This is a genomic window from Alloactinosynnema sp. L-07, from assembly GCF_900070365.1.
In the GTDB taxonomy this organism is placed as follows: domain Bacteria; phylum Actinomycetota; class Actinomycetes; order Mycobacteriales; family Pseudonocardiaceae; genus Actinokineospora.
Map to the genome: position 1 here is coordinate 2,176,077 of NZ_LN850107.1, position 18,334 is coordinate 2,194,410.

General features: G+C 69.8%; 20 protein-coding genes. 11 read left to right on the forward strand and 9 right to left on the reverse strand.

The features are described 5' to 3' along the window. Positions 1–42 precede the first annotated feature (42 nt). The 3 genes from BN1701_RS09760 (at position 43) to BN1701_RS09770 (ending at position 2,062) form a co-directional block, all read left to right on the forward strand. Positions 43–720: an MBL fold metallo-hydrolase gene (locus tag BN1701_RS09760; protein WP_054047579.1), complete on the forward strand. Its 678-nt coding sequence runs from the start codon at positions 43–45 to the stop codon at positions 718–720. 10 nt (positions 721–730) lie between these two features. After that, positions 731–1,360, forward strand: coding sequence for a TetR/AcrR family transcriptional regulator (locus BN1701_RS09765; protein ID WP_054047581.1), 630 nt, complete (start codon positions 731–733; stop codon positions 1,358–1,360). 96 nt (positions 1,361–1,456) lie between these two features. Further along, positions 1,457–2,062, forward strand: coding sequence for a C39 family peptidase (locus BN1701_RS09770; protein WP_054047583.1), 606 nt, complete (start codon positions 1,457–1,459; stop codon positions 2,060–2,062). A gap of 34 nt (positions 2,063–2,096) precedes the next feature. Here the strand turns inward: BN1701_RS09770 and BN1701_RS09775 are convergent, their stop codons facing one another. Both BN1701_RS09775 and BN1701_RS09780 read right to left on the reverse strand, forming a co-directional pair. Beyond that, positions 2,097–2,999 (reverse strand): LD-carboxypeptidase, encoded by a 903-nt coding sequence (locus tag BN1701_RS09775; protein WP_054047584.1) that lies wholly within the window; start codon positions 2,997–2,999, stop codon positions 2,097–2,099. Beyond that, positions 2,996–4,924 (reverse strand): prolyl oligopeptidase family serine peptidase, encoded by a 1,929-nt coding sequence (locus BN1701_RS09780; protein WP_054047587.1) that lies wholly within the window; start codon positions 4,922–4,924, stop codon positions 2,996–2,998. The genes BN1701_RS09775 and BN1701_RS09780 overlap by 4 nt, the downstream gene beginning before the upstream one ends. A 113-nt stretch (positions 4,925–5,037) precedes the next feature. Between BN1701_RS09780 and BN1701_RS09785 the strand changes: the two genes are divergently transcribed. Then, positions 5,038–5,604 carry a DUF3090 domain-containing protein gene (locus BN1701_RS09785; RefSeq protein ID WP_054047589.1) on the forward strand — a complete coding sequence of 189 codons (567 nt, stop codon included), beginning with the start codon at positions 5,038–5,040 and terminating at the stop codon, positions 5,602–5,604. After that, positions 5,605–6,399, forward strand: a complete 795-nt coding sequence (locus BN1701_RS09790) for an SCO1664 family protein (RefSeq protein ID WP_054047592.1) — start codon at positions 5,605–5,607, stop codon at positions 6,397–6,399. It abuts the gene before it with no gap. A gap of 63 nt (positions 6,400–6,462) precedes the next feature. On the opposite strand, the gene BN1701_RS09795 is transcribed toward BN1701_RS09790, so the two are convergent. After that, entirely contained in the window at positions 6,463–7,368 is a 906-nt protein-coding gene (locus tag BN1701_RS09795; RefSeq protein WP_054047594.1) for a VOC family protein, read from the reverse strand. Positions 7,369–7,371: 3 nt separating this feature from the next. Further along, entirely contained in the window at positions 7,372–7,890 is a 519-nt protein-coding gene (locus BN1701_RS09800; protein WP_054047596.1) for an RNA polymerase sigma factor, read from the reverse strand. Between the two features lie 108 nt (positions 7,891–7,998). Here BN1701_RS09800 and BN1701_RS09805 point away from each other — a divergent pair, with 108 nt between their 5' ends. The 3 genes from BN1701_RS09805 to BN1701_RS09815 are packed head-to-tail and all read left to right on the forward strand — an operon-like array spanning position 7,999 to position 10,635. Continuing rightward, the gene (locus BN1701_RS09805) at positions 7,999–8,805 is read left to right on the forward strand and encodes a DUF3097 domain-containing protein (protein WP_054047598.1); all 807 of its coding nucleotides are present in this window, start codon (positions 7,999–8,001) and stop codon (positions 8,803–8,805) included. A gap of 58 nt (positions 8,806–8,863) precedes the next feature. Next, positions 8,864–9,289 (forward strand): NfeD family protein, encoded by a 426-nt coding sequence (locus BN1701_RS09810; protein ID WP_054047601.1) that lies wholly within the window; start codon positions 8,864–8,866, stop codon positions 9,287–9,289. 20 nt (positions 9,290–9,309) lie between these two features. Next, complete coding sequence (locus BN1701_RS09815) at positions 9,310–10,635, forward strand: SPFH domain-containing protein (RefSeq protein ID WP_082859757.1); 1,326 nt, start codon at positions 9,310–9,312, stop codon at positions 10,633–10,635. Between the two features lie 87 nt (positions 10,636–10,722). Here BN1701_RS09815 and BN1701_RS09820 read toward each other — a convergent pair whose 3' ends face one another. From BN1701_RS09820 to BN1701_RS09830, 3 genes are all read right to left on the reverse strand, one after another. Beyond that, entirely contained in the window at positions 10,723–11,832 is a 1,110-nt protein-coding gene (locus BN1701_RS09820; protein ID WP_054047603.1) for a winged helix DNA-binding domain-containing protein, read from the reverse strand. Positions 11,833–11,837: 5 nt separating this feature from the next. Then, positions 11,838–12,722 (reverse strand): sucrase ferredoxin, encoded by an 885-nt coding sequence (locus BN1701_RS09825; RefSeq protein ID WP_054047605.1) that lies wholly within the window; start codon positions 12,720–12,722, stop codon positions 11,838–11,840. A gap of 65 nt (positions 12,723–12,787) precedes the next feature. Beyond that, entirely contained in the window at positions 12,788–13,750 is a 963-nt protein-coding gene (locus BN1701_RS09830) for a YafY family protein (RefSeq protein WP_054047608.1), read from the reverse strand. Positions 13,751–13,900: 150 nt separating this feature from the next. Here BN1701_RS09830 and BN1701_RS36815 point away from each other — a divergent pair, with 150 nt between their 5' ends. Beyond that, positions 13,901–14,281: a hypothetical protein gene (locus tag BN1701_RS36815; protein ID WP_054047610.1), complete on the forward strand. Its 381-nt coding sequence runs from the start codon at positions 13,901–13,903 to the stop codon at positions 14,279–14,281. Here BN1701_RS36815 and add read toward each other — a convergent pair whose 3' ends face one another. Continuing rightward, entirely contained in the window at positions 14,282–15,250 is a 969-nt protein-coding gene (add, locus tag BN1701_RS09840) for an adenosine deaminase (protein WP_054047612.1), read from the reverse strand. Positions 15,251–15,372: 122 nt separating this feature from the next. Here add and BN1701_RS09845 point away from each other — a divergent pair, with 122 nt between their 5' ends. Continuing rightward, entirely contained in the window at positions 15,373–15,786 is a 414-nt protein-coding gene (locus BN1701_RS09845; protein ID WP_054047614.1) for an STAS domain-containing protein, read from the forward strand. An 817-nt stretch (positions 15,787–16,603) separates the two neighbouring features. Here the strand turns inward: BN1701_RS09845 and BN1701_RS09850 are convergent. Next, entirely contained in the window at positions 16,604–17,668 is a 1,065-nt protein-coding gene (locus BN1701_RS09850) for a LuxR C-terminal-related transcriptional regulator (protein WP_054047616.1), read from the reverse strand. A 116-nt stretch (positions 17,669–17,784) separates the two neighbouring features. Between BN1701_RS09850 and BN1701_RS09855 the strand changes: the two genes are divergently transcribed. Further along, positions 17,785–18,294, forward strand: coding sequence for a cupin domain-containing protein (locus BN1701_RS09855; protein ID WP_054047618.1), 510 nt, complete (start codon positions 17,785–17,787; stop codon positions 18,292–18,294). Positions 18,295–18,334: the final 40 nt, after the last annotated feature.

Here is an 18,334-nt window from a genome sequence, read left to right on the forward strand (position 1 = left end):
ACGGGCGGCGCCCGGTGGGGGTGGGCTTCTACGGTCGGGGATATGCGGATCTCTGAGCGGCTGACGATGGTTCGGTTCGGGGTCAGTCAGGCGTACCTGTGGCGGGACGGCGACGAGCTGACCTTGATCGATGCCGGGCAGGCGGGCGACGACGCGGCGATTGCCGCGGCTGTTCGTGGGCTCGGGTTGTCGACGGAGTCGGTTCGGCGGGTCGTGTTGACCCATGGGCACAACGACCACGCGGGTGGTGCGGCGGCGGTGCGGGCCTGGCATGGGGCTTCGGTGTTGGCCCACCAGGCCGACGCGCCGCTGGTGAGGGGGCTGGTGGGGCCGCCGGAGCCGGTGTTGGCGGAGTGGGAGCGGCCGTTGTTCGAGTCGGTGGTCCCTGGGGTCGCCGCGGCGCCGCCGTGTGTGGTGGATGTGGAGCTCGCCGGTGGGGAGGTGCTGGACTTCGGGGGTGGGGCGCGGGTGATCCCGGTGGCCGGGCACACGCCGGGCAGCGTCGCGATCCATCTGCCTGAGCATGGGGTGCTGTTCTGTGGGGACACGGTCGCCGAGTTCGAGGGGCGGGTGTTGCTCGGGGTGTTCAACGCGGACCCGGACCAGGCGCGTGAGTCCTTCCGTGTGCAGGCCGCGCTCGATGTCGACACGGCGTGCTTCGGGCATGGTGATCCGGTGATCGGCAACGCCGGCGCGGCGTTGCGGGCGGCGGCGGGATAACCTGCCCCGCGTGGATGAGGCTGACTTCGCGGCGCTGCCCAGGGGCAGGCACAACCTGACTCGTGACCAGGTGGAGTCGGCGCAGCGAGGCCGACTGCTGTACGGCATGGCGATGGTGGTGGCGGAGAAGGGTTACGCGGCGACGTCGGTGGCTGATGTCCTCAAGCGGGTCCACATCTCACGGGACACGTTCTACCAGCACTTCTCGGACAAAGAGGACTGCTTCCTGGCCGCGCTCGACGGGTGTGCGGCGTTGTTGACCAACATCGTCGAGGTCCCTTTGGCCGAGCCGGACCTTGATCCGCTGGATCAGTTCGATCGGGCGATGGCGCTGTACTTGAACACGATCGTCGCGCAGTCGGCGTTGGCGAAGATGTACTTCCTGGAGAGTTTCGCGGCGGGGGAGCGGGCCCGGCGGATCAGGTTCGCGGTGCAGGCGCAGATGGGCAGGCGCATCGTCGAGACCTTCGCAGGCCATCCGGGGTGGGCGGGGGTGCCTGATCCCGACTTCGCGGTGGCGGTGATCGGCGGCGCGGTCAGCTCGATGGTGATGGCTGCGCTGGCGGAGGACCGCATCGGTGACATCCCCGGTCTCCGGGAGCCGATCATTGCATTCCTCCGGTACGTCCTTACCCCCTAAAAGATGAACACCGATGTTCACTTCTAGGGTTATGGTTGCCGCATCCCCATTCGCACTGACACGTTGTCACCAATTCCCCAACGTTCAGGAGTCGCGATGCCCCTCGGAACGTCCCGATTACTGCGCCTGTTCGCCATCGCTGTGCTGATGATCAGCGGTCTGGTCGTCACGGCGGCCCCGGCCGGTGCGGCCACCTCGAAGGTCCTCAACTACCAGTTCCAATGGCAGGAGAACTACTACTTCTGCGGTCCCGCCGCGACCAGGATGGCGCTCACAGCGCGCGGGAAGTACTTCACCCAGTCCTATATCGCGGGCAGGCTCGGCACCACGACCAACGGCACGAACTCGGCCGCCGACACCACCCGGGTGCTCAACAACCTGGGTGCGACCGCCTTCTACGAGACCAAGTGGATCCCGGGTCAGTCGGCGACGCAGGCCGAGATCAACCGGCTGCAGTGGGACGTCGTCTACGACATCGATCGCAACTATCCGATCGTCGCCAATGTCGTGGGCAGCGCGATGGACACCGACGGCGACTGGCACACCTACAGCGGCGGGCACTATCTGACGATCGTCGGCTACAGCAACAACGGCTGGACGGTGAAGCTGGCCGACTCGGCCGACGCCAACGGCTATGGCTGGTACTGGATGGACACGACTCGCATGGCGCACTGGATCGCGGCGCGCGGGTACTCGGCCTGACCGGCGCGGCTCCCCGGGCCGACCGCCCGGGGAGTCACGCGAGGGCGGGTTCGACCATGGTGAGGGTGCCGTTGTCGGCGTCGAGGACGGCCGCCGCGCCCAGGGGGACGGTGAGCTGGCCGGGGCAGTGGCCGAATCCGAGGTTCCACACCATCGGCACACCGAGGCTGGCGAGCAGGTCGGCGACCACCGGCCGCACGTCGCCGCAGTCCGCCCAGGAGCCCAGGGCGATGCCGGACACGCCGGTGAACCAGCCCGCGCGCAGCAGTTGGGTCAGTAGCCGGTCGATCCGGTAGGGCGCTTCGGCGACGTCTTCGAGCAGCAGGATCGACCCGTCGGGCGGTGGCGTCGAGCCGGGTGCGCCGAGGTCGGCGGCGATGAGGCTCAGGGTGCCGCCGACGGTGATGCCCTCGGCCACGCCGTGTCCGGCGGTGGCGGTGTTGGGGCCGATCAGTTCGCGGACGGTGTCGGGTTCGAACAGGGTCGCCCGGAAGTGCCGCTGGGCGGCGTGGTCGAACAGGTCGCCCGCGATCATCGGCGCGAACAGGGTCGACTGGCCCAGTTCGGCGCCGATGGCGGCGTGCAGGACGGTGACGTCGCTGGATCCGGCGAACACCTTCGGGCCTGCCGCGGCCATGGCGTCGAGGTCGAGCAGGTCGACCATGCGCTGGCAGCCGTAGCCGCCGCGGGCGCAAAGCACCGCGTCCACCCCGGGGTCGGTCCAGGCACGGACCAGGTCGGCGGCGCGGTCGGCGTCGCGTCCGGCGAGGTAGGGCAGGGTGGGGTGGCGGTCGTGGACGTGTTTGCCGACGGTGACGCGCAGTCCCCATGATTCGAGGACGGCCACGCCGTGGTCGAGCCGGTCGGGGTCGACGGGGCCCGCGGGTGCGACGACGGCGACGGTCGAGCCGGGGGCCAGCCGGTTCGGTCTGGTCACCGGCGCAGTTCCAGCACGGGCAGCCCTGGCGGGTCGAATCCGAACACCTGGCCGTAGAAGGACACTTCGGCCTCGTGCGCGGCGATGATCGACTCGGCGCGGCGGAAGCCGTGTTGTTCGCCTTCGAAGGTCAGGTAGGCGTGGGGGATGCCGGTGCCGTCGAGGCCCGCGACGAACCTGTCGGCCTGTTCCGGTGGGCAGACCTCGTCTTCGAGGCCTTGCAGGAGCAGGACGGGGCCCGCGAGTTTGTCGATGTGGTTGATGGGGGACCGGTCGGCGTAGCGGTCGGCGTGTTCAGGCAGGGAGCCGACGAGGCCTTCGACGTACTGGGATTCGAAGTCGTGGGTTTCGCCGCCGCCGCTGGTCCAGCCGGTGAGGTCGAGGATGGGGAAGTGGATGGCGCCGCAGGCGTAGGTGTCGACGGTGGTCATGGACGCGGCGGCGGTCCAGCCGCCCGCGCTGCCGCCGCGCACGGCGAGGCGTTCGGGGTCGGCGGTGCGTTCGGCGCCGAGGGCGGCGGCGACGGTGGCGCAGTCGTGGACGTCCACGACTCCCCATTGGCCGAGCAGCACGTCGCGGAATTCGCGGCCGTTGCCGGTGGAGCCGCCGTGGTTGACCGCGACGACGCCGAGGCCGCGGCTGGTGAAGTAGGCCAGGCTCAGGCTCAGCAGTGGGGTGAACGCCGAGGTCGGTCCGCCGTGGACGTGCACGAGGTAGGGCGGCAGTTCGCCTTCTGGTGCGGTGTAGTCGGGGTTGGTGGGTGCGAACACGTAGGCGGGGATGTCGCGGCCGTCGGCGGCGCGGAAGGTGCGTTCGACGGGTTTGGGCAGGTAGCGCTCGTCGGGGATGCCGGGTGAGGGTTCGGACAGGACGGTGAGTTCGCCGTTGGACAGGTCGAGTGAGACGACGGCGAGTTCGGTGACGGGGCCGCCCGCGGTGGCGGTGAGGACGCCGTCGGCGACGCTGAGGTCGCTGGCCCAGGTGGGCAGGTCGGTGTCGACATCGGTGACGGTGCCGCTGCGTTCGTCGAGGATGGCGAGGTGTCCGGCGCGGAGCACGGCGTGGCGGCCGCGGCCCAGTGGGGTGAACCAGCGTGACCCGAGGACCCAGAGGGCGCCGCCGAGTTCCTGTTGGACGGGGGCGAGGTTGACGGCTTTGCCGTCGAGGCCGATGCGGTGCAGGTTCCACCAGCCGTCGGGGTCGGTGAGGGCGAGCAGGGAGTCGTTGTCCTCCCATTCGACCTGGCACACGGCTTCGCGGGGGCCGCCCGCGACGACGCGGTGGGGGCCGAAGGTGCCGTCGGCGAGGACTTCGGCGACGCACAGTTCGGTGCCGTCCCACGGCATGTTCGGGTGTTCCCAGCCGATCCAGGTGGCGTGGCGGCCGTCGGGGCTGGGTTTGGGCGCGGTCATGAAGTGGTGGGTCGCGGCGAGCACGCGGGGGCCTTCGCCGGTCAGGGGGATGGCGACGAGGTCGCGGCGGACGTCGACGGGCCGGTCGCCGGTGGCGGTCTCGCGGACGCACCACACATCGCTGCCGCCGGCGATGAGGTCGGCGTAGCGGGCGCCGTGGTGGCGGTCGGGTTCGGGGGTGATCGCGGTGGGTTCGCCGCCGTCGGCGGGTATGGCGTAGACGCGCTGGTCGTCCCAGTTGGTGAACGCGACGTGGTCACCGATCACGACGTAGGGGGTGCCGCCGTATTCGTGGACTCTGGTGCGCACGTTCCAGGGCGCGGCGAGCACTTCGACCGGCCCGGCGCCGTCGTGGCGCATGAGGGCGAGTCTGCCGCCCTCGTCCGGCCTGCTCTCGGTCCACCACACGCTGCCCGCGTGGGTGCTGGTCCAGCTCGGCCTGCGCCCGGATCGTGCGACGACGGCCGCGTCGATCGGCGATGTCCATGTCCCGTAGGAAGCGATCTTCACCACAGCACAGACAGTACCGACCGGCGGTGCGGTGTTGGCTACCGTGTGAGTGTGACCCCGGTCCTCGGGGGCATGGTCTGCCTGCCGCCGCGAAGTGCAATAGGGTTTGGGGTGCCATGGCTCGTGTCATTCATGTCTTCCGTCAGCCCGACCGCTTCGTTGCAGGCACGGTCGGGCAGCCCGGCGACCGCGTGTTCTATCTGCAGGCCGTCGAGAGCGCCCGCACCGTCAGTGTGACCATCGAGAAGGCGCAGGTCGCGGTGCTCGCCGAGCGCATCGGCTCGCTGCTGGAGGAGGTCCACCGCCGGTTCGGCGCGGAGCTGCCCGAGGACGTCCCCGATGAGGTTCTCGATGCCGATCCGCTGCAGATCCCGGTGGAGGAGGAGTTCCGGGTGGGCACGATGGGCCTGGGCTGGGACGCCGAGACGCGCGCGGTGGTGATCGAACTGTTGGCGGTCACCGAGGGCGAGGTCGACGAGTCGGTGGTCCTGGACGACACCGACGAGGGCCCGGACGCGGTGCGGGTGTTCCTGTCCCCGGTGGAGGCGCGCGCGTTCGCTGAGCGGGCCGACCGCGTGGTCAACGCAGGTCGCAAGCCGTGTCCGCTGTGTGCTGAGCCGTTGGACCCGGAGGGCCATGTGTGTCCCCGGCAGAACGGGTACCGCCGCACCGAAGAGGGCTGAGTGCTCCCCACCGACCCGGGCGCGGCCGAGTTGCTGCTGCGCGGCGACATCGAGATCGAGGGCAGGCTGGTCGACGCCTCCAACGCGACCCTGTTCTGCGCGATCGAGTTGGACGGTGTGTCAGCGCAGTGCGTTTATAAGCCGGTGGCGGGGGAGCGGCCGCTGTGGGATTTTCCGGACGGGACGCTGGCGGGGCGTGAGGTGGCGTCGTATCTGGTGGCGTGCGCGGCGGGGTGGCCGTTGATTCCGCCGACGGTGTTGCGGGATGGTCCGGTGGGTCCGGGGATGGTGCAGTTGTGGGTCGACACCAAGGAGGGTGACGACCTGGTGGACGTGCTGCCGCCGCGTTCGTTCCCGCCTGGGTGGCGGCCGGTGTTGCACGCGCGTGATCGGCATGGGGATCCGGCTGTGGTGGTGCATTCGGATCATCCGGCGGTGGCTCGGCTGGCTGCGCTCGACATCGTGATCAATAACGCTGATCGCAAGGGCGGGCATGTCCTGCATGGCACCGACGGTGGTGTGTATGGGGTGGACCATGGGATCAGCCTGCACAGTGAGAACAAGTTGCGGACTGTGTTGTGGGGCTGGGCCGGGGAACCCTTGGACGACGAGGTGGTCGACGGGCTGTCGACGCTGCGCGCGGCTCTGGACGGCGAGTTGAGGGAGACGTTGGCGGCGCACCTGACTGTTCGGGAGGTCAAGGCTCTTCGCTCCCGGGTAGCCCGTCTGCTGGCCGCGCCCGTCTATCCGACGCCGGACGCGGACCTGCGGCCGATCCCCTGGCCGATTTTCTAGGCGGTCATGGACTGTTGGCGCCTGTTCGGCCCGTTGCGTTTGTGCTGGTGGAGGCCTTGTTTCTTATGGTTGCCAGAGTTGGAAGCGGGCGCCCTGGTTGTCGGTGCACTCGGCGAGTTGCCCGTAGGGCTTGTTCTGGATCTCCTGGGTCTGGCCGCCGTTGTCGCGGACTGCGGTGAGTGCCGTGTTGATGTCGGTGACTCGGTAGCAGAGTTGCACCTCGGGCTTCTGGGATTTGTCCCCCCACAGGCCGAAGTCTTCCTTGCCTTCCACTCCCCAGCCGTTCTCCACATATCCCGGTTCGTAGGTCCAGCCGAGGACCGCGCCGTAGAACGCCTTGGTCTTGTCGATGTCGGCCACGACCATCGTGACGTAGGAGACGTCGCCGGGGCGGTGGCGGGTGGCGTTCATGGGTGGGGTGTTGAGCAGCCACCGGTGACCGTAGGGGTCGACCAGGGTGGCGGTGCGGCCGTAGGGCTGGTCGGCGGGTTCGCGTTCGAGGCGGGCGCCGGTGTCGACGGCTCGGCGGACGGTGCCGTCGACGTCGCGGACCTGGATGTGGAGGGACTGGCTGTACGTGGTCGGCGCGGTGGTGTCGGGTGCGGCGACGGGGACGCCCTCGAAACCGCCTTCGGACACCATCAGCACGGCGTCGCCGATGCCGATCTCGGCGTGGCCGATCTTGCCGTCGTCCATGACGTACAGCTCGCCGCGCTGGTGGCCGCCGAAGACGTCGATGTACCAGGCGATCGCGGCTCGCGCGTCGGACACGGCGATGTACGGGGTGATGGTCGGGGGCCAGGCCGTTTCGTTCTCGGGGATGACGGTGGGGGTGCGTGTCTGGGTCATCTCTGCTCCTGTCGGGCCGAGGATCGCGCGGTGGAGTCGTTCGCGCAGGTCGTCGGCGAATGTGGGGTCGGGGGACACCGGGGTGAGCGGTGCGCGGAGGGCGTGGAGCGGATCGGTCATGGGTCAGCCCTCCTTTCCCGGGTAGGTCTTGCGGAACGCGCTTCTGGCGCGCACGAGCAGTGCCTCGGTGGCGTGGACGGTGCGGCCGAGGCAGTCGGCGACCTCGGGGACGGGGAGTCCGTCGAGGTAGCGCAGGGTGAGCGCGGCGCGGTGGTGTGGGCCGAGTTCGGCGAGCACGTCGTGGGCGATGATCGCGTCGAGGTGGACGTCCCATGGGTCGTCGACCGGGTCTGGTTCGCCGTCGAGCACGGCCAGGCCGCGGCGTTCGCGTTCCTCGCGGCGCCAGTGGTCGGCGAGTTTGTGTCGGGCGACGCCGATGAGCCAGGCGACGCTGAGGTCGGGGGCGCCGGGTTTGCGCAGGGCGGCGACCGCGGCCAGGAAGGTCTCCGCGGTGAGGTCCTCGGCCAGTGCGGCGACGCGGCAGCGGGCCAGCAGGTAGCCGTACACCTGTGGCAGTGCCTCGTCGTAGCGGGAGAGCAGCCCCAACGCCGGGTCGGGCCGCACGCCCGGTTGCGTGCTCACATCCCCATCGTCGTCCGGGGGGACCGAACTCCGACGGGCGAATCCGGAGATTTCTCGCTGTCGGCGTGGCGGCACCAACCGATCGGGTGGTCTCGCTAGGTTTTCGCCGTGCGTTCCCACGAGTACGGCGACATCCTGTCCGGGCGTCCCCGTAAGCAGGTCCCCGAGGTCGCGGCCGAGAACGGTCTTGTCGTGGAGGACCCGGGCAGCGGGTTCTGCGGCGCGGTGGTCGGCTTCGAGTACGGCAATGTGGTGTTGGAGGACCGGCGCGGTGGGCGGCGGTTGTTCCCGCTGACCCCGGCGGGGTTCCTGCTCGACGGGGCCCCGGTGACGCTGGTGCGGCCCAAGGTGGCGGCGGCGCCGGTGAAGACGGTGTCGGCGTCGGGCTCGACGCGGGTGGAGGGTCTGCGGGCGCGCACGGCGCGGGAGTCGCGGATCTGGGTGGAGGGCATCCACGACGCGGAGCTGGTGGAGCTGGTGTGGGGCCATGACCTGCGGGTCGAGGGTGTGGTGGTGGAACCGTTGGACGGTATCGATCACCTGGTCGAGCGGGTCGCGGAGTTCGGCACGGGCCCGGGCAGGCGCCTGGGGGTGTTGGTCGACCACCTGGTGGCGGGCAGCAAGGAGTCGCGGATCGTCGGCGGGCTGCGGGACCCGAACGTGGTGGTGACGGGGCACCCGTTCGTGGACGTGTGGCAGGCGGTGAAGCCGTCGGTGGTGGGTATCGAGGCGTGGCCGGTGGTGCCGCGCGGCACGGAGTGGAAGGTCGGGGTGTGTGCGGCGCTGGGCTGGGGTGAACCGGCTGACGGGTGGCGGCGGGTGCGGGCTGCGGTGTCGGGTTTCCGTGACCTGGAGCCCGCGCTGGTGGGGGCGGTCGAGCGGTTGATCGACTTCGTCACCGACCCAGGTAACTGATGGCGATCTTTTGGTCCGATCGGCGATGTGACCGGCGGGTTTCTGTCACGATGTGTGCATGGCGCTGATTTGGCTGATCGCGGGCGTTGTCCTCATCCTGGCGGAGGTTCTCTCGGGTGACTTTGTCCTGTTGATGATCGGCGCGGCGGCGCTGGCAGGTGCGGGCGCCGAGTTCGCCTTCGGCAATGTGTTCGTCAGCTCGGCGGTGTTCGCCGCGGTCTCGATCGGACTGATCACGGTGGCGCGGCCGTGGCTCAAGCGCCGCATGCACGGCGAGCACATCCGCGACAACGTCGCCGCCCTCGCGGGCGCCCGCGCCACCGTGACGTCCACTGTGGACAGCGCGGGTGGCCGGATCAAGCTCAACGGGTCGGACTGGTCGGCGCGCGCGTTCGACGAGACAGAAGTGCTGGAGCCGGGGACGATCGTGACCGTGGTGGAGATCTCCGGCGCGACCGCGGTGGTCATGTCCGAGCGACTCTAGGTGTGGACAATTTTGGAGGAATGGTGAGCGCGACTGTCATCGTCGCCGCTGTCGTGGTGCTGTTCGTGCTCACGATCGTGGTCAAGTCGATCCTGGTGATCCCGCAGGCCCAGTCGGCGGTGATCGAGCGGCTGGGCCGGTTCAAGGGGGTGGCCGAGCCGGGGCTGAATTTCCTGGTGCCGTTCCTGGACCGGGTGCGGGCCCGGATCGACCTGCGCGAGCAGGTGGTGTCGTTCCCGCCGCAGCCGGTGATCACCCAGGACAACCTGACGGTGTCGATCGACACCGTCATCTATTTCCAGGTCACTGACTCGCGGCGCGCGGTGTATGAGATCGCGAACTACATCGTGGCGGTGGAGCAGCTGACGATCACGACGCTGCGCAACGTCGTCGGTGGCATGTCGCTGGAGGAGACGCTGACCTCGCGTGACCAGATCAACGGGCAGCTGCGTGGGGTGCTCGACGAGGAGACCGGCCGCTGGGGTATCCGGGTGGCGCGGGTGGAGCTGAAGGCGATCGACCCGCCGCCGTCCATCCAGGACTCGATGGAGAAGCAGATGCGCGCCGACCGGGAGAAGCGCGCGATCATCCTCACCGCGGAGGGTCAGCGGGAGGCGGCGATCAAGACCGCTGAGGGCCAGAAGCAGAGCCAGATCCTGTCGGCCGAGGGCGCCAAGCAGGCCACGATCATGGCCGCCGAGGCCGACCGGCAGTCGCGCATCCTCAAGGCCCAGGGTGAGCGGGCCGCGCGTTACCTGCAGGCGCAGGGTCAGGCCAAGGCGATCGAGAAGGTGTTCGCCGCGATCAAGGCCGGGCGCCCGACCCCGGAGGTGCTGGCCTACCAGTACCTGCAGACCCTGCCGCAGCTGGCGCAGGGTGACGCGAACAAGGTGTGGATGATCCCCACCGAGTTCGGCAAGTCCCTGGAGGGCTTCGCGCGGATGCTGGGGGCGCCCGGCGAGGACGGTGTGTTCCGCTACGAGCCGCCCGCGCCGGAGCAGGGCCTGGCCCGCCCGGAGGACGAGGACGCCTCGGTCGCCGACTGGTTCGACACCTCCACCGACCCGCGCATCGCCGAGGCGGTCGCCGCGGCCGAGGCGGTGGCGCGCAAAGAAGTCGCACCGCCCGGCGCGTCGAGCCCAGTGGCTCCGGTGTCGCCCGCGGCGGTGCAGGCGCTGCCGCCCGCGGCGCCAGTGCAGCAAGGTGTGCAGACTCCCGGGCAGCCGGCGATGCCCGCGAACCTGCCGCCCGGGATGCCGCAGCAGGCCCAACCGCAGCAACTGGATTCGGAGCGGACGCAGTCGATCACTCCGCCGCAGTGGCCGCAAGGACCATCCGGTAGGTGAAGTAGCTGGTCCGCCTCCCCGGAAGTCGCGTTGCCGGACATGGGTCGCAGCCCATGTCCGGCGCGCGGGCGGGTCTGGGCGTGCCGTTCAGCTGTCGGTGACAGCGAATGTGGCCTCGGCGAACCCGCGCGCGGCCGCGACACGCTGCGACTCTGCTTTGGCGGCGCGGGTGGTGGCGCGGGTGAGTTTGGTGAACGGTTCGACCGTGATGGCGAGTTTGCGGCCTGAGGCCTTCGCCCGCCAGGTGCCGACGATCTCCCCGCCCGCGAGGACGGCGCCGGGGTTGCCGATGACGCGCCACAGGGCTTTGCGGTGGGCGGCGTCGGGGACGAGCAGGTCGCGGTCGCGGCCCTGCAGGAACGGGTCCAGTGGCGGCAGCAGCCGCACGAGGTCCGGGTCGGGCGCGGCGCGCAGGGTGTCCACTTCGGACTCGGGCAGGGATGTGGCGCGGCCGTCCACGGTGATCTCGGCCAGCCCCGACGGCCACATGGCGGCGGCCTCTTTCTTGGTGGTCTCCAGGAACGCGGCGGCGTCGGCGGTGGTGGCGGGGCCGTGCAGGCGCAGGTAGGTCTCGATGACGGGCGCGGCGCCGCTGCCCGCGTCGGGCACGGGATGGCGGTGGGGGAGCGGGCGAAGCAGGGTGGGCCGGGCCCGGCCGTCGACCTCGATCCCCGCGGCTAGGCCGACGAGCTGGAAGAGGCTGCCGTAGATGTGGGTGGCCTGGCAGGTGCGGCAGTCATAGGAGTCGTCCGGTGGCAGCCGCCGGGTGACCTCGGTGCTGACCTCGCCCCTGGGCAGCTCGGTGTGGACGACGTCGTGCATGGCGTGCGCCGCGTCGCTGAAGGCGGACATACCGGACACGCCCGCCTTCTTGAACACCGTCCCGGCTCCACCGAGGCGGGCGATGGCGTCGGTCTCACCGCGTGGCCACAGGCGGGCGGCCAGATCGGCGACGTCGGCGCGGCGCATCAGGTGGGGGGCGCCGCGGAAAGTCCACACGGTGGTGAGCGCGTCGTCGTCGAGTGGGGTGTCGGCGGGGACGCGGGCGGCGAGCGCCACCTGTGGGGAGCCGTTGCCCGCGTCCTGCACGCCGAGGTCGAGGACGGCCAGGTTCGTGGTGTCGCGGTTCGTGGTGTCGCGGTGCAGGCCGTGTCGGGCGATCCGGTAAGCCATGACCTGCGCGCGGCTGATGTTCATGGGGTTCAGGTGATTCGGTCGACCGTGTGGGTGGTGGCCGGTCCGGGGAGCGCGCCGCAGCTGGCGGGGCGGTCGGGGCGGGCGGCGTGTTCGGTGACCTCGACCCGCCAGGTGCGGCCCTGCGCGTGGGACACGAGCCAGGCGTCGGCGTCGGGTCGCACGGTGAGCGCGTCGGGGTCGGTGACGTCGAAGTGGGCGCGCACGGCGAGTTCGGCGGCCTGCGCGGCAGGCGGCCAGGTGGAGCGGCCGCGGCAGCGGTCGGTGACGACGTCGCCGGTGAGCAGGCCGCGGGCGAAGTCGGGGTCGATGGCGCCGTAGGAGTAGCCGGTGGGCAGCAGCAGCGCGGTGGGGGCGAAGCGGTGCCCGCCGATGTGGGTGCACTCCCACACGGTGTCGCCGTGGTCGAAGGCCAGTTCGTCGGCGATGGGCCTGCCGCGCACCGCGCAGCACACGTCGCGGCGGCCGTTGGTGCACACCAGCAGCAGGGGACCGGGGATCGGGTCGCCGAACCCGACGACCTCGCCGGCGCCGAGGGCGGTGAAGTCGAGGTCGAGGAGGTCCTTGGGCTCGGTCACCATCGCCCGCCGCAGCCGGGTGCGGCCGGGGGCGGTGTGGGCCAGGTAGACCTTCGAGGGGCCGGGCACGTGCCGGTCGGGGTGCATGCCGGGGCGGCGGATCAGCACGACCCGCACGCCGGTGCCTTTGGTGCGGGCGACCAGTTCGGCGCCGACAGCGGGGTCGAGGTGGCTGTCGACCATGGCGTCGCGGCCCCACGGGCCGGGTTGTTCCAGGCACAGCCAGGTGGTCGCGGTCGCCGCGGTGCCCGCGAGTGGTTCGTTGAGCGCGCGGGACACCGCGGAGCACGATGTGTCGGGCAGAGTCGTAGCCATCGGTGCAACACTCTCACGCCGGTACCGCCAAATGAATGACCAGCCCCCACGCGTTCAGGTGATGATCATCCCGCCCGGTCGGCGGCGCGGCCGATCCGCCCGGCCATGTCCCGCAGCTTCGCGATGAGCTCAGGTGGTTCGCGCACGTCGAACTCGCAGCCGATCAGCGATATCCACACCGCGATCCCGTCGAGGTGGTTGGCCCCTGCGTGCAGCGTGCAGGTGTGCTCGTCGACGGGTTCGAGGATCCCCGAGGTCGGGGTGATGTGCTCGGCGGCCTCCTGCGCCGACAGGTGCAGGGTGATCACCGCCTGGTAGCGGTAGGCGCGGTTCGACAGCCCGTGGGCGGTGTAGGCGGCCATGTCCTCGGCGGGCGGGTCGCGCGGGACGAACCTCGGCCCGGTCGGCACGCGCGGGCTGACCCGGTCCACGCGGAAGGTGCGCCAGTCGTCACGGTCGACGTCGAACGCCACCAGGTACCAGCGGCGGCCGGTGTGCACGAGCCGATGGGGTTCCACCGACCGCACGCTCTCGGTGCCGTCGTGGTCGCGGTAGTCGAACCGCAGGCGTTCGTTGTCGCGGCAGGCGTTGGCGATCGCGGTCAGCGTCGCCGAGTCCACGGTGGGCCCGCTGTGCGGGATGGGCACCGTGATCGACTGCAGCGCGTGCACCCGGTGCCGCAGCCGCGAGGGCAGCACCTGCTCCAACTTCGCCAGCGCACGCACCGACGTCTCCTCGATACCCGCGATCGTGCCACCGGACGCGGTGCGCAGCCCGACCGCCACGGCGACGGCCTCGTCGTCGTCGAGCAGCAGCGGCGGCAGGTCCGCCCCGGCGCCGAGCCGGTAGCCGCCCGCGGTGCCGGTGACCGCGTGCACCGGATACCCCAGGGAACGCAGCTTGTCGACGTCGCGGCGCACGGTCCGGTCCGTCACGCCCAGCCGGTCGGCCAAGTCCGCGCCCGACCAGTCCCGCCTGGTCTGCAGCAGCGACAGCAGGCGCAGCAGCCGCGCCGAGGTCTCCAACACCCACCCAGTGTCGCACCCGTACCGGACACCTTCTGTCCTAGAGGCAGCCCCGCAGCAGCTCCAAACCCTCCTCGACGTCCTCGAACCGCACCGCGCCGAACCCGAGCGCGAAACCCGACCGGCCCCCGGTGTCCGGACAGACCCTCGATCGTGTTCACCCCGATACCTCGCTCCCGCGCCCGGGCTGCGAACTCCGCCATCGGCGCGTCGCTCTCCACGCACACATGCAGCCCCGCGGTCGACGGGATCAGCGACGCCACCCCCGCGAAGTCCCGCCCGAGGACCTCCACGATCAACGAGTGCCGCCGCCCGTACTCCCGGCCCGCCTGGTACCAAGGATTCTTCGGCTCCGGATTCGCAGTGGCCCGCATGGTCGGCCCGCTGCTGCTCACCACCATGATCCTCACCTGGGGCCCACTCGGCTGGCTCACCCTCGGCGCCCTGTTCCTCGGCGCGGCCCTGGCCATGGGCCCCGCGATCCGCTGGGTCGAACACAACCGCCCCACCGCCGCGGTGCTCGTCGCCGCGTGATCACGCCGCCGACCACGCGGCCACCCCCGCCAGCAACTCCCGCTTGAGCCCCTCCGACGCGAACGACGCCCGCACCGACGCCGCCGCGAACCCCGCCAACACATCGTCACCGAACCCGAACACCGACCGCGCCACCTCGAACTCGTCGACCAACGTCATGCCCGTGACATTGGGGATATCGGTGTTCAACGTGACCACCAGCCCCGCGGCAACCAACCGCGGCAACGGATGCTCAGCCAACGACGGCACCAACCCCAACACCACATTCGACGACGGACACACCTCCAGCGCGACCCCCAACTCCCGCACCCGCGCGGTCAACTCGGGATCCTCCAACACCCGAAAACCATGCCCCAACCGCTCCGACCCCGTCGCCAACGCCTCCCGCACACTCTCCGGACCCGCGCACTCACCCGCGTGGTGCACCACCCGCAACCCCGCCGCCCGCGCCTCCTCAAACACCTGCGCGAACGGCGCCGCCGGGAACCCCTCATCCCCGGCCAAACCCACCCCGACCGCGCCGAACCGCACCGCCAACTCCACCGACCGCCGCGCCCGCGCCACCGATCGCCGCCGTGAATGGTCCAAGAACAAGCCCACCTCGACCCCGTAGCGGCGCCTGCCCTCAGCAAGGCCCGCCATCACCGCCGCCAACGGCATCTCCAGCTCACCAAGCCGCTCGCCATGCGACGCCGCAGTGAACATCGCCTCCGCGTACCGCGCGCCCTGAGCCGCCTCGTCCGCGCAGAACTCCACCGCGACCCGGTGAAAGTCCTCCGGCCGCACCAAACACGCCCGCACCCCCGAATTGAAGTCCGCGAACTCCCGAAACCCCTGGAACGCGAACGGCCCAGAGGCGGGGGAGGGGACACCATTGGCCGCCGCCAGCTCCCGCGCCGTCTCCGGTCGCACCGTGCTTTCCAGATGGACGTGGAGGTGGACTTTCGGCAGTGTGACCAGGGACTTCACCCAACCGACACTACCGGGGCGCACAATTGGTTTCAGATTTCCCGATCCGAGGCAACCTTTCGCCGACAACCCGGATCAAGGGGGAGTAGGGCAACGGCCTCCAGCAGGAACGGGGACACGCAGTGGCATTGAAGTTCACCCGCACACCGGCCGAGCAAGCCAGACGAGAACTGCGCCTCACCGTCGAACGCACCGGCCGCACCGTCGCCGTCGCCGCCACCGGCCGCATCGACCTGGCCACCGAAGGACCCTGGCACGACCAGATCATGACCGCCTGCACCTCCGACGACGACACCAAACGGGTCGTCATCGACCTCACCGCGGTCACCTTCCTGAGCTGGGCCAGCACCGCCGTGCTCTCCCGCGCCTACCGCGCCTGCGCCCGCCGCGACCGCACCCTGCGCGTCCTGGCCTGCGGACCCGTCCTCGCCTGCCTGCACATGACCCAGCTCGACGAGGACATCACCATCACCCCGACCTTGCCGCGCGCGGTCGAACCCGCCCTGTTCGGCACCTCCAGTTGGCTCATCGCGTAACCAGGTTCAGACCACCCGCCGTCACCGCGGTCGTCGAGCCGGGGCAGGCGTATCGGTTCACCGTGACGCGGGAGTGGTGCCCGCTGCCATGCGAGACCGACATCGTGTCGATGTCGCCCTTCACCCTCGTTACTTAACATAATGTCGATTATCGAACTTACGGATCGAGCTGGATAACGTCCACCGACACCGGATGATTGCGTCACGGTGACGTTATTGACGATGATTCGGACGCGGTTGAACGGGGCCTTCATAGGCACGTTCGGTACGTCGCGTTCGCTCGCCGACGCTCGGATCGATCAGTCCGCGGCTCGGCCCGGACATGCGGGAGGCGTGCGCACCACGGGGCGTGCGAGCGTCGCAGGCGTCCTGGGCAGCCAGGAACTACCCCACGGTCACATCCCACACTCGAACGTATGTTTCATGCATAACGTCTATTATGCATCAATATGACTTATCGACATGTGGGACGAGTCGATCGGCGCCTTGTGGGCATTCCGTGGCCGCCAATCCCCTCGGAGGCATGGCATTCGGGCAATTCCTTACCGCGCGAATTCACATCGACCTCGGCGCGACCGCCAGCGCTCTCTGTTGGGGTCCCCGTAGTACTTAAGAAACTTCGGGCGGATATGGCCAAGTAGGCTTCTGAGCTGGGGAACTTGGGTGCTGGCTGGAGGTGTGTGACGCGCAGACCTCGCCCAGCTCGGCCCCACCGGGTACCGGCCGCTGCGCGTGCGCGACACCCTCTTCTGACCCAACTAGTAGCGCATGGCCATCTGGTCGCGCGCGGAGCAACATGAGCTGCCCTGCCTGCAGATCACGCGCCCTGGGAGTAGTGGCTGAAGAAGAGCCAGGTCATGAGTTCCTTGCGGTTACGCACACCAGCTTTGTCGAAGATGTGCTGGACGTGGTCGTTGACGGTGTACGGGCTGAGGTACAGCTTGCGGCCAATTTCGATACTCGTGTGGCCGGCGAGCAGGTGTTCGAGCACTTCGGTCTCGCGTGCGGTCAGGCCGATGACGGCCGCGACGATGGAGACGACCTCGGGCGGTCGCGCTGGCTCGATGGTCACCACGGTGCGCGAGGTGCCGTTGGTTGAACAGAGTGGTGCTGCATGCAACAACAGCCAGCTGCCGTCGACAGCGTGTAGCCGGACGCCGGCGACGTCGCGCGAGCCGCGGCGGAGTCGCGCTGCGGCACTACGCACAGGTAGGAGCAGCGCCGGCAGGTCGACCTCTCGCCAACTCAGCCCGGCGAGAAGGTCAAGCGCCTCGGCGGTGCAGCTTTCCACTTCGCCTGCCGAGTCGAGCACGATCACTGCGGGTCCCGCCGCCTGCCGATCGCTCGCGGCGGCGCCGACGGCGCGCAGCAACATGACCCGTAGGCCGTCAGCGATCGCGCCTTCGAGTGTGGCCAGCGCGGCGATGTCGTCGTCGGTGAAGTTGTGACCGGGCCGGCGTGCCAGTGACAGGGCGCCCCAGCAGGATCCGCCTGCCCGGGCGACGGCCCGTAGCTCGTCGTGTAGGCCGGCTGGTCGGTACAGGTCTCGGTACCGGGCGCTGCGCGCCATGTCGCCCCCTACTGCATGACTCAGCACCGCCACGCCGGGCGTCTGCCGGGCGAGAGCGGTGTAGAGATTGCCGTCGCATTCCGCTAGTTCGATCTCTATGGCCGTGGCGCACCGGCTGCTGTCCAGGTCGAGCAACGTCGCCGCGGTCACCAGGTGCGTGGCCGGGTCGAGCGCCGTAAGGACTGCACCATCCCAGGGCACCACCTCGCCGACCAGGCGGAGCATGCCCTGGCGGTATTCCTCGGCGTGCGACGCCGTCCTGGCCAGATCCCGGATCCGGTCACGAGTCCGATCGATTTGCTCGGTATGCACCAATCGATGGTGCGCCTGCCGTCGTGGTTCGCAAACCCCAAGTTTTCGGGATACCTGAGCCACCATGGCCGTGCCTAGCGTCAATTCCGACGAAACATCGAACCTAGGAGGCCACCGTGACCACACCGCCGACCAAAGAAGCAACCGCGATCCTCACGACGCCCTATCAGCGCGGCCGCGCGCTCGATCAGTCCCGGTGGTACCCGGGCGCGCTGTTCACCTGGCTCGCCCGGGCCGAGGACACCGGCGGCGCCTACTCCCTTCTCGACGTGCGGGCCCGGCCCGGCAGCGAACCCCCACCACACACCCACACCTACGAGGACGAAGCGGCGCTCGTCATCACCGGCGACGTCACCTTCCACGTCGGCGAGCAGACCATGCACGCTACCGACGGGCAGTTCGTCTACCTCCCCCGCGGGCTGCAGCACCACTTCACGATCAACAGCCCGAAAGCTCACTTCGTCTACCTCGTCACACCCGCAGGGCTCGAGACGACCTTCGACGAGTTCAGCGAGCCGGCAGCCACGCTCGCGGTGCCCGATCCGCCGCACGGCCCTCCGCCGGAGGAGCTGATGGCGGCAATGCTCGCCCGATTCCGTGCGGCAGGCGTGACCTTCGCGCAGTGATTCGCCGGGCGCTGGTTTCACTTTCAGTTACCAAGCTGTT

What these genes read in the sequence shown, in the direction of transcription:
- BN1701_RS09760 (WP_054047579.1), top strand. Translation starts at nt 43, where the DNA reads ATGCGGATCTCTGAGCGGCTGACGATGGTTCGGTTCGGGGTCAGTCAG.
- BN1701_RS09770 (WP_054047583.1), top strand. Translation starts at nt 1,457, where the DNA reads ATGCCCCTCGGAACGTCCCGATTACTGCGCCTGTTCGCCATCGCTGTG.
- BN1701_RS09785 (WP_054047589.1), top strand. Translation starts at nt 5,038, where the DNA reads ATGGCTCGTGTCATTCATGTCTTCCGTCAGCCCGACCGCTTCGTTGCA.
- BN1701_RS09795 (WP_054047594.1), bottom strand. Translation starts at nt 7,368, where the DNA reads ATGACCGATCCGCTCCACGCCCTCCGCGCACCGCTCACCCCGGTGTCC.
- BN1701_RS09810 (WP_054047601.1), top strand. Translation starts at nt 8,864, where the DNA reads ATGGCGCTGATTTGGCTGATCGCGGGCGTTGTCCTCATCCTGGCGGAG.
- BN1701_RS09815 (WP_082859757.1), top strand. Translation starts at nt 9,310, where the DNA reads ATGGTGAGCGCGACTGTCATCGTCGCCGCTGTCGTGGTGCTGTTCGTG.
- BN1701_RS09820 (WP_054047603.1), bottom strand. Translation starts at nt 11,832, where the DNA reads ATGAACATCAGCCGCGCGCAGGTCATGGCTTACCGGATCGCCCGACAC.
- BN1701_RS09825 (WP_054047605.1), bottom strand. Translation starts at nt 12,722, where the DNA reads ATGGCTACGACTCTGCCCGACACATCGTGCTCCGCGGTGTCCCGCGCG.